The sequence below is a fragment of the Erwinia sp. AC075 genome (genome assembly GCF_979253995.1).
On record NZ_CEEDEU010000001.1, the window covers coordinates 3,854,595 to 3,869,011 of the forward strand.

14 protein-coding genes are annotated in these 14,417 nt (G+C 58.9%); 10 read left to right on the forward strand and 4 right to left on the reverse strand.

Annotation, left to right across the window (positions count from 1 at the left end; translation table 11 throughout):
* Window positions 1-348: 348 nt before the first annotated feature.
* Window positions 349-642: an HTH-type transcriptional regulator gene (locus AC0IXH_RS18085; protein WP_013204512.1), complete on the forward strand. Its 294-nt coding sequence runs from the start codon at window positions 349-351 to the stop codon at window positions 640-642.
* Window positions 643-690: 48 nt separating this feature from the next.
* Here AC0IXH_RS18085 and AC0IXH_RS18090 read toward each other — a convergent pair whose 3' ends face one another.
* Window positions 691-1,206, reverse strand: coding sequence for a hypothetical protein (locus AC0IXH_RS18090; RefSeq protein WP_346568323.1), 516 nt, complete (start codon window positions 1,204-1,206; stop codon window positions 691-693).
* Window positions 1,203-1,457 (reverse strand): hypothetical protein, encoded by a 255-nt coding sequence (locus AC0IXH_RS18095; RefSeq protein WP_041692165.1) that lies wholly within the window; start codon window positions 1,455-1,457, stop codon window positions 1,203-1,205. The genes AC0IXH_RS18090 and AC0IXH_RS18095 overlap by 4 nt, the downstream gene beginning before the upstream one ends.
* A 232-nt stretch (window positions 1,458-1,689) precedes the next feature.
* Here AC0IXH_RS18095 and AC0IXH_RS18100 point away from each other — a divergent pair, with 232 nt between their 5' ends.
* Complete coding sequence (locus tag AC0IXH_RS18100; protein ID WP_053141160.1) at window positions 1,690-2,742, forward strand: NAD(P)-dependent alcohol dehydrogenase; 1,053 nt, start codon at window positions 1,690-1,692, stop codon at window positions 2,740-2,742.
* Window positions 2,743-2,844: 102 nt separating this feature from the next.
* Here the strand turns inward: AC0IXH_RS18100 and glyS are convergent, their stop codons facing one another.
* Both glyS and glyQ read right to left on the reverse strand, forming a co-directional pair.
* On the reverse strand, window positions 2,845-4,914 hold the full coding sequence (gene glyS / locus AC0IXH_RS18105) for a glycine--tRNA ligase subunit beta (protein WP_053141161.1): 2,070 nt from the start codon (window positions 4,912-4,914) through the stop codon (window positions 2,845-2,847).
* 9 nt (window positions 4,915-4,923) lie between these two features.
* Window positions 4,924-5,838: a glycine--tRNA ligase subunit alpha gene (glyQ, locus tag AC0IXH_RS18110; RefSeq protein ID WP_013204507.1), complete on the reverse strand. Its 915-nt coding sequence runs from the start codon at window positions 5,836-5,838 to the stop codon at window positions 4,924-4,926.
* A gap of 393 nt (window positions 5,839-6,231) precedes the next feature.
* On the opposite strand from glyQ, the gene AC0IXH_RS18115 reads away from it, so the two are divergent.
* The 8 genes from AC0IXH_RS18115 to AC0IXH_RS18150 all read left to right on the forward strand — a co-directional run bounded on the left by AC0IXH_RS18115 (window position 6,232) and on the right by AC0IXH_RS18150 (window position 14,378).
* A complete protein-coding gene (locus AC0IXH_RS18115; protein WP_471720791.1) occupies window positions 6,232-6,624 on the forward strand; it encodes a Rid family detoxifying hydrolase in 393 nt (130 codons plus the stop codon).
* Window positions 6,625-6,640: 16 nt separating this feature from the next.
* Complete coding sequence (locus AC0IXH_RS18120) at window positions 6,641-7,618, forward strand: NAD(P)-dependent oxidoreductase (RefSeq protein ID WP_471720792.1); 978 nt, start codon at window positions 6,641-6,643, stop codon at window positions 7,616-7,618.
* A 91-nt stretch (window positions 7,619-7,709) separates the two neighbouring features.
* Complete coding sequence (locus tag AC0IXH_RS18125) at window positions 7,710-8,594, forward strand: transporter substrate-binding domain-containing protein (RefSeq protein ID WP_013204503.1); 885 nt, start codon at window positions 7,710-7,712, stop codon at window positions 8,592-8,594.
* Between the two features lie 87 nt (window positions 8,595-8,681).
* A complete protein-coding gene (locus AC0IXH_RS18130) occupies window positions 8,682-10,205 on the forward strand; it encodes an amino acid ABC transporter permease/ATP-binding protein (protein ID WP_471720793.1) in 1,524 nt (507 codons plus the stop codon).
* The gene (locus AC0IXH_RS18135) at window positions 10,198-11,262 is read left to right on the forward strand and encodes an alpha-hydroxy acid oxidase (RefSeq protein WP_471720794.1); all 1,065 of its coding nucleotides are present in this window, start codon (window positions 10,198-10,200) and stop codon (window positions 11,260-11,262) included. Before AC0IXH_RS18130 ends, AC0IXH_RS18135 begins: the two co-directional genes overlap by 8 nt.
* Complete coding sequence (locus AC0IXH_RS18140) at window positions 11,262-12,200, forward strand: ABC transporter substrate-binding protein (RefSeq protein ID WP_471720795.1); 939 nt, start codon at window positions 11,262-11,264, stop codon at window positions 12,198-12,200. The genes AC0IXH_RS18135 and AC0IXH_RS18140 overlap by 1 nt, the downstream gene beginning before the upstream one ends.
* Before the next feature lie 13 nt (window positions 12,201-12,213).
* Window positions 12,214-13,590, forward strand: coding sequence for a dihydroorotase (locus AC0IXH_RS18145; protein WP_346568336.1), 1,377 nt, complete (start codon window positions 12,214-12,216; stop codon window positions 13,588-13,590).
* Window positions 13,591-13,604: 14 nt separating this feature from the next.
* Complete coding sequence (locus AC0IXH_RS18150) at window positions 13,605-14,378, forward strand: GntR family transcriptional regulator (RefSeq protein WP_206404556.1); 774 nt, start codon at window positions 13,605-13,607, stop codon at window positions 14,376-14,378.
* The last annotated feature ends 39 nt before the right edge of the window (window positions 14,379-14,417 follow it).

Genomic DNA, 14,417 nt, shown 5'->3' on the forward strand with positions numbered 1-14,417 from the left:
ATTGGGAGGATTTAAACATGGCGCAGATTTTTGTTCCGGCGGCGAAACGCCGGGCAGAGTCAAAGCCGTTAACATTTACCGACCACTAATGCGGCCATCTGCGCTGCGATGGTGCAGCTTTGTTCCGTTTCGGCGCAGCCAAAAGCAAGAGTGAAATATAGTCTAAAAATATGACGTAAATCCCAGGATTTGATCTAATACTTATGATCCTGGCGTTTCCCTGCGCTGTCTCTCTGAGCAACCTCTCTGAGCCACCCCAGCGGCTGTTGTAGCCAGCATTCTGAACCTGAGAATCAGGTTCTTTACCCTCTGGCCGTTCACATTTGTGATTTTTATGAGGAGAGAATTATGGAATTGAAAGACCCAATGGGAGAGTTGTTATCAAGCCTCGAACATATTGTCTTAACGCGTGAAGTTATCCAGGCCGCTCCCGCATTAAAGGGTGAAGTATCGATACCCGAACCAAAACGCATCAGGGAAATCACCGGCATGGAAATTGACGAATTTGCCCTGGCATTGGGCGTGAGCGTTTCATCGGTTAAGAGTTGGGAAGCCAAGCGGACGAAACCGTCGCGCAGCGCTCAAAAGTTGATGCAGTTGATACAATTTAATCCCTGTCTCAGCAGAGAACTGCTGGGGTAATCCGAAAAACCCGCCATCTGGCGGGTTTTGTGTTTCTGGGGGTTGGGGTTATTTTTTCCAGATATGGACAGACCAGATAGAATCCTGAGCTGCAACCGAGAGGGGTTTGACGCGCATATCACAAAACCAGTTATCCGCCGTTTCCATGAACCCTTCCATAAGATCATTTGACTGCGTTTGGTAATGAGCGTCATGGAGGAGTGCCATCACCAAAGCATCCCTGTTGCTGTTGACTGCGTAAATCAGGTAGGTGTTACTGGTTGCGGTGCGCGGGATTTTTTGAAGATTCCATTTGGCTTCAGAACCATTTTGTCCAAATAGAGTTGTAAAGATAGCTGGCCTGACATGCGCTTTTCGAATTGAGCAAGCCAGAATACCAGGGGCTGGATGATAAGGGCGGGTGAACTGGCTATTCTTGCCAAAACTCAAATGGAAACCTGGGGTTGACCAGTATATTTTGAAGTCCTTTAATGCTGTCTCTAACTCATGCTTTCCCTGGTTTCTTTCACACTCCATCAGGTACTCATAGTTGCCGCTGACATATACATCTCCCTTTAGCATCATGCCCGCTTAAATCCTCTCTTACGTTTATCTTTGTTTTCGTACAAATCGACAAACTGCTGAGAAATTTCCATCGCGCGTTCTTCAGAGATGCCATGACCCGAAGTCACGGGAACACGGACCACCACTCTGGTTGCACTAGCGTAAGCACGTTTTAGTGCACGCGCTTTCCTGTGACGGAGGACTTCGTTGGGCCTTCCCAACGTGGTGCGTTCGAGCACACTTTCCGCAGTCATAAATTTCATATCGGCCATATTTAGCCTCCTGTTACCACTTGCCTACTAATCATACAATCTTATCACAGATAAAATCCAGCGAACTTCAGGCCTGGATGACGGAGTTAACGGCAGAATAATTGTTCGGCTAATGGAAAATGACAAATCCGTTTATGAATGCGAGTCAGATATTCCAATTTACACTTCCGCCTTGCCCTCACCGCCGCATTTCACTACTCTACGCCGCTTTGCAAAACAAGGCGCATCCCCCATGCAGGTATATGGTCTGGCAGCAACGTCTGCGACAACTCCCCTCGAACCTTTTGAATTTCAACGCCGTGAGCTGCAGGCTGGCGATGTGCATATCGATATCCACTACTGTGGCGTGTGCCACTCTGACCTGCATATGGCGCGCAATGAGTGGGGCGTCAGTCAGTTCCCCTTAGTGCCGGGTCATGAAATCGTGGGCCGCGTGATCGGCACCGGCAAGGACGTCACCGCGTTTAAGGCCGGCGATCTGGTGGGTGTCGGCGTGATGGTCGATTCCTGCGGGCATTGCTCACAGTGCCATCAGGGCGAAGAGCAGTACTGCGAAGCCGGCTTCACCGCAACCTATAACGCGGACGAGAAAATCATCGGCGGCAAAACCTTCGGTGGCTACTCCGAAAGCATCGTGGTCGACGGCAAATTTGTGGTTAACGTTCCCGAAAATCTGCCGCTGAATGCGGTTGCGCCGCTGCTGTGCGCGGGCGTCACCACCTGGTCACCGCTGAAACACTGGAACGTGCAGCCGGGCCAGCGCGTTGGCGTGATTGGTCTGGGTGGCCTGGGCCATATGGCGGTGAAACTGGCGAGCGCGTTGGGCGCGGAAGTGGTGCTGTTTACCACTTCACCCGCCAAAGGTGCCGATGCGCTGCGTCTGGGTGCCAGTAAAGTGGTGGTGTCGAAAGACGCCGCGCAAATGGCCGCCGAAGCGAACAGCCTCGATATGATTCTGGACTGCGTTGCCGCGCCGCACGACCTGGATATGTATCTGCATACGCTAAAGACCAACGGTCATCTGGTGCTGGTGGGCATTCCCGACGCGCCGCACCCGTCACCAAACGTCACGCCGATTGTTTTCAAGCGCCTGAGCATTTCCGGCACCTCGATCGGCAGCATTCAGGAAACGCAGCAGATGCTGGATTTCTGTGGTGAGCACAACATCGTCTCCGATGTGGAAGTGATTACTCTGGATCAGGTTGAAATGGCGTTTGAGCGGATGCTGAAAGGGGATGTGAAGTACCGCTTCGTGATCGACATGAAAGCCTCTAAACGCGGCTAACGTCGGCGATATCGCGATTAAAGCGATCAAAAAGGGCGGGAATTATCCCGCCCTTTTTATATGTACCAGCGGATGGAAACACGCCACCCGCTGATTTCATGCTTACTGCAGCAGCGAAATGTCTGCAACCTGCAGGAACAGCTCACGCAGTTTAGCCAGCAGCGTCAGGCGGTTAATCCGCACTTCACGCTCTTCGGCATTCACCATCACTTTCTCGAAGAAGTTGTCGACAGCGGTGCGCAGCTGAGCCAGCTCAATTAACGCATCCTGATAACGGCCTTCTGCAAAGTAAGGCTGCAGTTTGCTGGTCAGCGCGGAGACGTAGGTCGCCAGCTGGATCTCTTCGTTCTCTTTCAGCAGGGACGCCGACACGCTGTCATTCAGCGGCTCGGTAGCCTTGGCGAGAATGTTGGAGACGCGCTTGTTCGCCGCCGCCAGCGTGGCAGCCTCTTCCAGCGTACGGAAGTGCGACACCGCCTTCATACGGGCGTTGAAGTCTGCCGGACGGGTTGGGCGACGCGCCAGCACGGCCTGGATGGTGTCCACGCTGTGGCCTTCTTCCTGATACCAGGTGCGGAAACGACCCAGCATAAAGTCGATCACTTCGTCGACCACCTTGCCGTTGCTCAGCTTGCTGCCGTACAGACGCACGGCTTCTTCGGTCAGCGTTTGCAGATCCAGCGGCAGGTTCTTCTCGACGATAATACGCAGCACGCCCAGCGCGGCACGGCGCAGTGCGAACGGGTCTTTATCGCCTTTCGGATGTTGGCCGATGCCGAAAATACCGGCCAGCGTATCCATCTTGTCGGCGATAGCCAGCGCGCAGGCAACCGGGTTGGACGGCAGATCGTCACCGGCAAAACGCGGCTGATACTGCTCGTTCAGCGCCACCGCCACGTCTTCTGCTTCGCCATCGTGACGCGCATAGTGCATGCCCATCACGCCCTGGGTGTCGGTGAACTCGAAGACCATGTTGGTCATCAGATCACACTTGGACAGCAGGCCAGCACGGGTCGCATGGTTAACGTCCGCACCGATCTGTCCGGCAATCCAGCCTGCCAGCGCCTGAATACGGTCGGTTTTGTCGCGCAGCGTACCCAGCTCTTTCTGGAACAGCACGGTTTCCAGACGCGGCAGGTTATCTTCCAGACGCTTTTTACGGTCTGAGTTGAAGAAGAACTCGGCATCGGCCAGACGTGGACGCACCACCTTCTCGTTTCCGGAGATAATCTGCTGCGGATCTTTCGACACGATATTGGTGACGAAGATAAAGTTTGGCAGCAGTTTGCCCGCGGTATCGTAGACCGGGAAGTACTTCTGATCGCCCTTCATGGTGTAGACCAGCGCTTCGGCCGGCACCGCGAGGAATTTCTCTTCGAACTTCGCGGTCAGCACCACCGGCCATTCGACCAGCGAGGTGACTTCTTCCAGCAGGCTATCGCTTAAATCTGCCACGCCGCCGATTTCGCGGGCGGCCGCTTCAGCATCGGCTTTAATCTGCGCTTTACGCACTTCATAGTCCGCCTGCACCTTGCCGCGCTCCAGCAGGATCTGCGGGTACTGGTCAGCATTATCGATGGTGAATTCAGGCTCGCCCATAAAGCGGTGACCACGGATGGTGCGGCCAGACGCCACGCCAAGAATGGTCGCAGGCAGACTTTCATCGCCCAGCAGCAGCGTCACGGTGTGAACCGGACGGACAAACTGTACGTCGGAATCGCCCCAGCGCATCAGTTTCGGGATCGGCAGTTTCGCCAGTGAGGTGCTGACCATCGCCGGCAGCAGCGACTGGGCGCTTTCGCCGGTCACCTGGGCGCGATACAGCAGCCATTCGCCTTTGTCGGTGCTCAGACGCTCGGCCTGGTCGACGGTGATGCCGCAACCCCGAGCCCAGCCTTCGGCGGCTTTGGTGGCCACGCCGTTAGCGTCAAACGCAGCGGCAATTGCCGGGCCGCGTTTTTCAACTTCACGATCGGGCTGTGCGGCGCTCAGGTTGGCGACTTTCAGCGCCAGGCGGCGCGGCGCGGCATACCAGCTCACTGCGCCGTGGGTCAGGCCCGCGGCGTCCAGCTCTGCGGTGAAGTGGGCAGCAAAGGATTCAGCAAGATTGCGCAGTGCCTTTGGTGGCAGCTCTTCGGTGCCGATCTCCACCAGAAAAGTTTTCTCAGTCATGGCGGCCTCTTATTTTTTCTTGTTATTGCACATCGGGAAGCCAAGCGCCTCGCGAGACGCATAGTAGGCTTCAGCCACGGCTTTGGTCAGGGTGCGAATGCGCAGAATGTAGCGCTGACGCTCGGTGACGGAAATGGCTTTACGCGCATCAAGCAGGTTGAAGGTGTGGCCCGCTTTCAGAATGCGTTCGTAGGCCGGCAGCGGCAGAGGTTTCTCCAGCGCCAGCAGGCTTTGTGCCTCTTTCTCGTACTGCTCGAAGCAGGTAAACAGGAAGTCGACGTCGGCGTATTCGAAGTTGTAGGTGGACTGCTCCACTTCGTTCTGATGGAACACGTCGCCGTACGTGGTGGTGCCCAGCGGGCCGTCGCTCCAGACCAGATCGTAAACGCTGTCCACGCCCTGGATATACATCGCCAGACGCTCCAGACCGTAGGTGATCTCACCGGTGACCGGCTTGCACTCCATGCCGCCAACCTGCTGGAAGTAGGTGAACTGCGTCACTTCCATGCCGTTCAGCCACACTTCCCAGCCCAGGCCCCATGCGCCCAGCGTTGGGTTCTCCCAGTTATCTTCCACGAAACGGATATCGTGAATGGTCGGGTCCATGCCCAACTCTTTCAGCGAGCCCAGGTACAGCTCCTGAATGTTGTCCGGTGAAGGCTTGATGATCACCTGGAACTGGTAGTAGTGCTGCAGACGGTTCGGGTTCTCGCCGTAGCGTCCATCGGTTGGACGGCGTGACGGCTGAACGTAGGCGGCCGCAATCGGCTCAGGGCCTAACGCACGCAGGCAGGTCATGGGGTGAGAGGTGCCGGCGCCGACTTCCATGTCCAGTGGTTGAACAATGGTGCAGCCCTGGCGAGCCCAGTAATCCTGTAAGGTCAGGATCAGTCCCTGAAAGGTTTTAGTATCAAACTTTTGCATGTTGGATCCGCACGCGATACGAGAGGTTATAAAAAGTGGGCGTCAGTATACCCTTTGACCGCCAGAGTGTCAGCCCGCTGTAACGGGCAATAGCCAGACAGCGCCTCAACAGCCTGGCAGATCGGCGCATTCTGCTGCTGATTACCCTGCCAGGCGCTATCATCAGAAAATCGTATACGTTCTGTCCAGCCGCTTTTTTCGCCGACGACAGAGAGCGGGCGATGATGCCTAACTAAATGATTTAGCAACCCTTTAGTTTAACGCCTCACGCACTTTATCGACCGCGATCACCATACCAGTGCGGCAAATCTGACCGGTTGGTGAAAATTCGCGCGTTGACTTTCGTCTAATCGTATACGAATTTGGCTGCATCAACCGCACGATGAGACGCATATGAAAAAGGCTATTTGCTACCCAGGTATGAATCCGGAAGACCGTCCGATGGGCCCCGCGCCGCTGTCGGCGGCGGTACTGCATGAACCGATGCTGTTCATTTCCGGCCAGGTGGCGATTGACCCCTACACCGCGACCATCGTCGGCAAAACCATTCAGGAACAGACCCATCAGGTGTTGAAAAACGTCGGTGACCTGCTGAGCCAGGCTGACATGACCTTCGACAACGTGGTTCGCGTCACCATTTTCCTCACCGATCTGTCGCTGTTCTCGCAGCTGAATGACGTCTACGCCGAATATTTCGCCTTCCCGTTCCCGGCCCGTGCCACGGTCGGCATCCAGCTCAACCACCCGGATTTACTGGTTGAGATGGAAGTGACGGCAATGCGCTGAGGCGCGGGAGAACAGCATGCATATTCACATTGAAAACGACCCGGCAGGCCCTGACGCGCTTCAACTGCCGCAGGCCGTGCTGATGCAACGTCTGGAAGCCAACCCGGCGTTGCGCGGACGCTTTACGCTGAGTGAAAACAGCGATCCGCAGCGGGTCGCCGACTTTTTACCGGCGGCCGATATCGTCTGGGCCGGCCGCAAATTCCCGCTGTATCAGCATCTGTCATCCGCCTCAACGCTCGGCTGGGTGCAGGTGATGTCGGCGGGCGTGGAGAGCTGGTTGGAGAAGTGGCCAGACGCGGTGCAGCTCACCAATGCTTCCGGCGTGCATGGCGACAAAGGCGCGGAATTTATTCTGATGTCGGCGCTGATGTTCAACTACGGCATTCCCGGCTTTCTGCAGGATCAGGCCGGTCAGCAGTGGCGTCCGACTTTCGGCGGCTGCGCGCGCGGTAAAAAAGTGCTGCTGCTTGGGCTGGGCGGCATCGGCTCAGCCGCCGCAGCGTTACTGACCCGTCAGGGCTATCAGGTAACGGGCGTGACCCGCAGCGGAGAGACCACCGCTGACGTTGCGCGCTGTATCCGCATCGCCGACGTGGATGCCGAACTGGCCGATACCGATGTGCTGGTCTCCACGCTGCCGCTGACGCCTGCCACTGACGGGCTGTTCAGCCGTCAACGCCTGGCGACATTACCGGCGCGTGCCGGGGTGATCGTCGTCGGTCGGGCCAGGGTTTTTGACTACGACGCCCTCAGCGACATGCTGACCGCCGGGCAACTGGCCGGTGCCGTACTGGATGTGTTTAACGAGGAGCCGCTGCCGCAAGGCGACGCGCTCTGGCAGTGCCCGCGGCTGATCATCACGCCGCATTGCAGTCTGGACGACCACGGCGCCTATCTCGACGGTTGCCTGACGTTGTTCGAGCAGAACCTCGAACGGTACCTGGCCAAAGAGCCGCTTATAAACCGGGTGAGTAAAGAGAACGGTTATTGATCTTACGCCAACACCAACAAACGCAGTCGAACGTGATTCATTTCTTGCAGGTCATCGCTTCCACACATACCAGCACCAGGGGAATCTTTTCATGAAATTAGCACGCATCGCTTTGTTCGTATCCGGTCTGACCGGCGCACTGGTCTCTCTCTCCGCGCAGGCTGCGGACCCGGTTACACCTTCCGCCGACGCGTTCGGTGCGATGGCGCAGTGTAAAACGCTGCAAACCAAATATCCTTCGCTGGTTGGCAAGGACGTGGTGGTGGGTCTGGGCGGCTACACCAAAGGCTTCGAAGCGCCATCTGCGGCCGATCCAACGGTGATTGAAGGTCTGGACCCGTCGCTGTTCGATCGCATCGGCGGCTGCCTGGGCTTCAAGCACACCTATCAGAACGGTTCGTTCAACGTGCTGCTGACCTCGATCTCCAGCGGCCGTGCCGATATCGGCCCGATGCTGTACGTCACCCCTGAACGTCTGAAGCAGATTGCGTTTGTGGCATCGGTACAGGTGCAGGACGGTTCGATCGTCGCCAAAGGCAACCCGAAGAACATCCTCTCTGCCGATGACCTGTGCGGCAAAACCGTCGCGGCGGCGGCCGGCACTTACGAAGCCACCAAGCTGGTGCCGGAGCAGACGGCAAAATGCAAAGCGGCCGGTAAGCCGGAAGTGGGCATGCTGATGGTGCAAAACACCGATAACAGCATTCAGGCGATCAAAAGCGGCCGTGCGGATATCTACCTGACCGAAGCGGGCTCCGCGCGTGAAATTGCCAAGGCCGACCCAGGCTTCGACACCGCCTTCACCGTCGACCTGCCAATCATGGTCGGTTTCCCAATCGCCAAAGACAACACCGTGATGCGTCATGCGGTGCTGGATGCGATGAAAGTGATCCAGGAGAGCGGCGCGCAGAAAAAACTGCTGGATTACTGGGGGCAGGGCGCCAGCGCACAGCGTATCGCCGTCGATAAAGGGTAAGCCGTAAGGTCAGTGAACGACCGGCCCTGCGGCGAACCCTGCCGCAGGGCCGGGGTAAGGTAAGCGTCCGACAGCGGGAGAAAGCGCGTGGATGATTTTCTGAAGTATTTAACCCTGCCGTATCTGTGGCAGGGTGCCGTTATCGCGCTGGAATTGCTGGTGGGTGCGCTGGCAGGTGGGGTGATTATTGGGTTCTTTCTGGCGCTGGCCAGCACCTCCCGCCACTGGATTATCCGTTTTCCTGTGCAGGTCTATATCTATATTCTGCGTGGCACGCCGGTCCTGTTACAGCTGATCCTGCTGTACAACGTGTTACCGCAGTTTGGCCTGCGCTTCAGTCCTTTCCTCAGTGCCTTGCTGGCATTGATGATCAACGAAACCGCCTTCTGCGCGGAAATTATCCGTGGCGGCATTCTTGCCACCGATCGCAATCAGCGCACCGCCGCGCAGGCTTTTGGCTATTCGCGGACCAAAGAGATGATCCATGTGGTTATCCCGCAGGCGCTGCGTGCCATTTTGCCAACCATGGGCAACGAAGCGGTGGGCCTGTTGAAATCCACCTCGCTGGCCTCGGTGGTCGGCGTGAACGAGCTGACCATGCGTGGGCAGACCATCGTTTCCCAGAACTTCCTGTTTATTCCGGTGCTGGTGGCGTCAGGCGGCATCTACATGATCCTCTCCTCGCTGCTGGCCGGCGGTCAGTGGTGGCTTGAGCGTCACTACAACCTTGAAGATCGCGCCCGCCGTGCCCGTCTGCGCCTGGAGAAATTGCCGATGCCGGTGGAGGCCGAAGGGGTCGCGCTGCCGAAACAGCGCTGGGACACCAACAAAGCCGCCACGGTGCTGGAAATCGACAATCTGTGTGTGGAGTACGGCAGCAAGCCGGTGCTGAAGGATCTGTCGCTGCATATTCGCCGTGGCGAAGTGGTGGTGCTGCTGGGCCGCTCCGGTTCCGGTAAAAGTACGCTGCTGAAGTCGATTCTGGCGCTGACGCCACGCTCCAGCGGCAAAATTGCCACCGAAGGCCACATCATGGGCTACGACGAAAGCGGCCGCGCGCTGCCGGAGCGCCTGCTGCCGATGAACCGCGCCCGTTCCGGCATCGGCATCGTCTTCCAGCATTTTGCTCTGTTTGACCATCTGACCGCGCTGGATAACGCCATGAGCATTCCGCTGCGGGTGCAGGGCGCGCAGGAAGAGCTGGCGCGCGCGAAAGGCTTACGTGCGCTGCGGGCCGTGGGTCTGGGTGACTTCGTTGCCAACCTGCCGCACGAGCTGTCCGGTGGCCAGCAGCAGCGCGTCGGCATCGCCCGCGCACTCGCCGCCGAGCCGCGTATTCTGCTGTTTGATGAGCCAACCTCGGCACTGGATCCGGAGCTGGTGCGTGAAGTTAACCAGACCATCCGTAATCTGGCGCAAACCGGCATCACCATGATTATCAGTACCCATGACGTGGCCTTCGCCGCCAGCGTGGCGGATCGCGTGGTGTTCCTGCAGGGCGGACAGCTGATTGAGCAGGGCCCGCCATCGATTCTGCAGCAGCCGGAAACCGACGCGTTTGCCACCTTCCTGAAACACGAACAGGACCATCAGGAGAGTCACCATGCCTGAGTCAGCCAACGGGCTGCCCTTCCAGCTGGAGAGCCGCCAGCGTCTGGGCGAGCCGCTGTACCGCTATATGATGGGCCAGCCGGCGGATGCGCTGCTTGACGCTTGCGACGTCAACAGTCAGGACCTGCAACGCTATCGTCTGCTGCCCCGCGTGATGCGCGCCAACACAGGCATTAACACCCAGATTGAATTTGCCGGACAGCGTTGGGCGGCACCGCTTGGCGTCGGCGCGTTTGCCGGTGACGCGATTTTTCACCCCGAAGGGCTGCTGCCAATTGCCCGCGCCTGCAAGCGTCTGCAGCTGCCGCTGGCCATCTCTGAGGAGACGGTCACGCCGCTGAAGGAGATTTGTGCGGTGTATGACGGCTGCTGGCTGCAGCTACGCGCGGCTGGCGATCTCTCCCGCATTGCAGGGTTGATCGCCCATGCCGCCGAATGCGGCGCAAAGGGCATTATTCTGACGGTGCTGGCACCGGTTCATCCGGTTGCCGGCCTGCAGCCCGGCGGATTTTCGATTGGCGAGGCGCTATTACAGCGCGGCATGAAAACCATCGGTTCCACCGGGCCTGGCGTGCAGGCGTTACCGGCTTTCCCGTGCTGGGGCTGGGACGAACTGCGCCAGGCGTGCGAAATGGCGGCGAAGCATCAGCTGCCGCTGCTGGTAAAAGGCATTCTGCATCCTGACGATGCGGTTGCGGCGCAGAACGTCGGCTGTCAGGGCATCATTGCCTCCAATATCGGCCTGCGCCAAAGTTCGCGCTGGGCCACGCCGGTGCAACAGCTGGCCGCATTGCGTCAGCAGTATCAGGGCGATCTGGTGCTGGATGGCGGCGTGCGCAGCGGCACCGATGCGGTGGTCGCCGCCTGCCTGGGCGCGTCATTATCGCTGGTGGTCCGTCCGGTGATCAGCGCGCTGGTCGCCGGGGGCGAAGAGGCGGTATTTGGCCTGTTGTCGGGCTGGGTGAATGAAATCACCGCCCTCAGCCACTGGTGCGGCGTCAGCGAAATCCGCGAGCTGAACCCGTCGTTTCTTACTTCTGCCAGAGAACCCGTCTGATGACGATGCTTTTAACGCTTAACCAGGGCGACCGCAGCGAATCCCGCATTTATTACTGCGCGCAGTATCTGGCCGACAGCCTCGGCCTGTTTGCAAAGCACGGCCTTCGCGTCAACTTCACCACCGCAGAATCCGGCGGTCACACCGTGCAGGGTGGCCAGGTGCCGGCGGTGATCGCAGGCGAGGCCGATCTGACCATTGGCGGCCCGATGGTGATGATGAAAAATTATCAGGAAAACGGCCCGGAACTGCTGTGCTTTGCTGCTGCGGTGTCTGCCAACCCGTGGTTCCTCGCGGCCGGCACTGCGGACGGCGGGTTTAGCCTGCAAAGCCTGCGCGGCAAGCGGGTGATTGATGTCGGTAACGTCGGCACGGCGACCCTGAGCTTCACCTGGCTGCTGCGTCAGCACCAGCTTGAAAACGAGGTTGAGCTGATTGCCGGCAGCGGCGACGAAGCGGCCGATATGGCTGCCGTCAGCCGTGGCGAAGCCGATTACGCCTTGCATTCGATGCACGCGCTGGCACCTTATATTGCGCGTGGCGAGCTGCACAGCATCGCCAGCCTGGCACCGCTGTGCGGCGATATTCCCTGGAGTGCCTATATTGCGCGGCGTGACGTACTGGCCGCCAAACATGCGGCGTTCCTCGCCTTTACGGCGGCGATGTACGAGGCACAGCAGTGGTTGCAGCAGCACAGCGCGCAGGCGCTGGCGGCGCAGGTTAAGCCCTGGTATGCCGATTACCCTGAAGCGGCGCTGGTCACCGGACTGGATGCCTATCTGCAGGCGAAGGTCTTTGCGGCGTCTCCGCTGATGATGCAGGACGATTTCGACCGCTTTGCGCGGCTGCTGACCGACGCCGGCTGGCTGAGCCCGGCAATCCCGGTTCCTTTTGCCGCGCTGGTGGACGTGTCTCTCGCCGCCAGCGTGAAACCTTAACAGGAGAAACGGCATGAAGACGTTGATTATTAATGGCCTGGTGGTACTGGAAAGCGGCGAAGTGCAGGCCGATCTGCTGATCGACCAGGGCAAAATCGCCGGGATCCTCGCGCGCGGCACCACGCTGCCGCAGGCCGACGAGATTATTGATGCCGCCGGGCTGGTGATCCTGCCGGGCGCGATTGATGTGCACACCCATTTCACCGGTTCGCACGACTTCCCCGAGCAGGAACTGCGGGAAGGGACGCGCGGTGCCGCTGCGCACGGCGTGACCACCATTGTCGAAATGCCGCACTCGCTGCCGCCGGCGACCAGCACCAAAAACTTCATCTCCAAGCGCGAGATGCTGGCCCGCAGCTGCTCGGTGGATTTCGCCATGTGGGCCGGGCTGGACGGCAACAACGTCAGCCAGCTGGCGGAGCTGGACGCGCTGGGTGCGGTGGCCTTTAAGGCCTTTCTGTGCAGCGGCGCGGTGAACGGTGAGGCGACCGATGAGAAAGGGCTACCGCGTCTGAACGACGACGGACTGCTGCGCGCGATGCGCGAACTGAAAACCTTTGATGGCCTGATTGGCGTCCATGCCGAGAACCACGACATTCTGATCGGCGCAGGCAGCGAACTGCGCCAGGCCGGACGCAAAGATACCCGCGCCCACGCGCTGGCCGGCCCGGAAATCGCCGAGATTGAAGCGGTTGGTCGGGTGTTGCAGATTGCCAAAGCCACCGGCGCACGGGCGCATATCGTCCACGTCAGTTCGGCCAGGGCCGCGCAACTGATTGCCGATTCCCGCCCGGCCGTCCGCGCGACCTTCGAAACCTGCCCGCACTATTTAATGCTGGATGAAGAAGATCTGGTGCGCATCGGTCCCAACGCCCGCTGCGGGCCGCCCATCCGCCCACGTCCGGTGGTGGATGCGCTGTGGCAGGTGCTGCAAAGTGGCGAAATTGACGTGCTGGCGTCCGATCACTGTCCGTATACCCCGGAACAGAAGCAGGCCGGGCTGGAAACCATCTGGGACGCAGGCATGGGCCTGACCGGCGTGGAAACGCTGGGCCCGATGTTCTTTAGTGAAGGACACCTCAAACGCGGCGTGTCGTTGCAGGACATCGCCCGCATGACCGCCACCGGCCCGGCAAAAGCTTTCCATCTTTATCCGCAGAAGGGCGCTATCGCGCTGGGCTTTGACGCTGACCTGGCCTTTTACGATCCGGCTTCCAGCTGGACGGTGGAAGGAGCGAACTTCCAGGGCCTCGGCAAGTGGAGCGCCTTTGAAGGCATGACCTGCCAGGGCAAGGTGGTCCGCACGTTAATCCGTGGCGTGACGGTCTTCAGCGAGGGCGAAATGCAGGTAGAACCCGGTTTCGGCCAGTTCCAGACCCGTACCCATTAATTCAGGACAGTGCTATGGCCGCAAAATCCGCGACCCCCGCGCGTAAAACGGGAAAACAGGTCAACGCGCCTTTGCTCGACGAAGAGAATATTGACGACAGCTGGGCACCCGCCAGGCCACGTACCTTAGTGGATCACGCGGTGGATGCCATTCTTTCGGCCGCCTCACGGGGATTATTACTGCCGGGCGACCGGGTGTCCGAGCCGGACCTTGTGACCCGTCTGGGCATGAGCCGGGTGCCGATCCGCGAGGCGCTGCGCATTCTGGAAAGCCAGGGGATTGTCTCCAGCGAGCCGTATAAAGGCATCCGCCTGATGGAGATTTCGCATCAGCGGCTGGAGCAGATTATCGACGTGCGCATTCCGCTGGAAACGCTGGCCTGCCGCCGGGCGATTGAAGCGGGGCGCAACGGCCCACGCGAGATCCGCATTCTCAATCAGAGCGTGGAAGAGCTGGTGCTGATGCAGCAGCGCGAGGATGTGTACGGCTTTGCCTCCGCCGATACCGCCTTTCACCGCACGCTGTGCAGCTTTGCGATGAACCCGGTGCTGAGCAACCTGTGGGAGTCCATCGCCCGCCAGCTGACGGTGATTTTCGGCCTGTCGACCATGGGCAAATCGATGGCAGCGATTATCGAGGAGCATCAGCGTCTGGTGGATGTGTTTGCCGAAGGCGATATCCGCAAAATGGCGGACGAAATTGAACAACATATTCGCGTGCAGTCGCTGGACGTGGATTACGAAAAAATCATCGCGGAACGCCGCAAATTGCTTTCTCAGGCAGAGTAACGCCGCCTTTGCTTCACTATTTTGCCACCAGGAAACCGA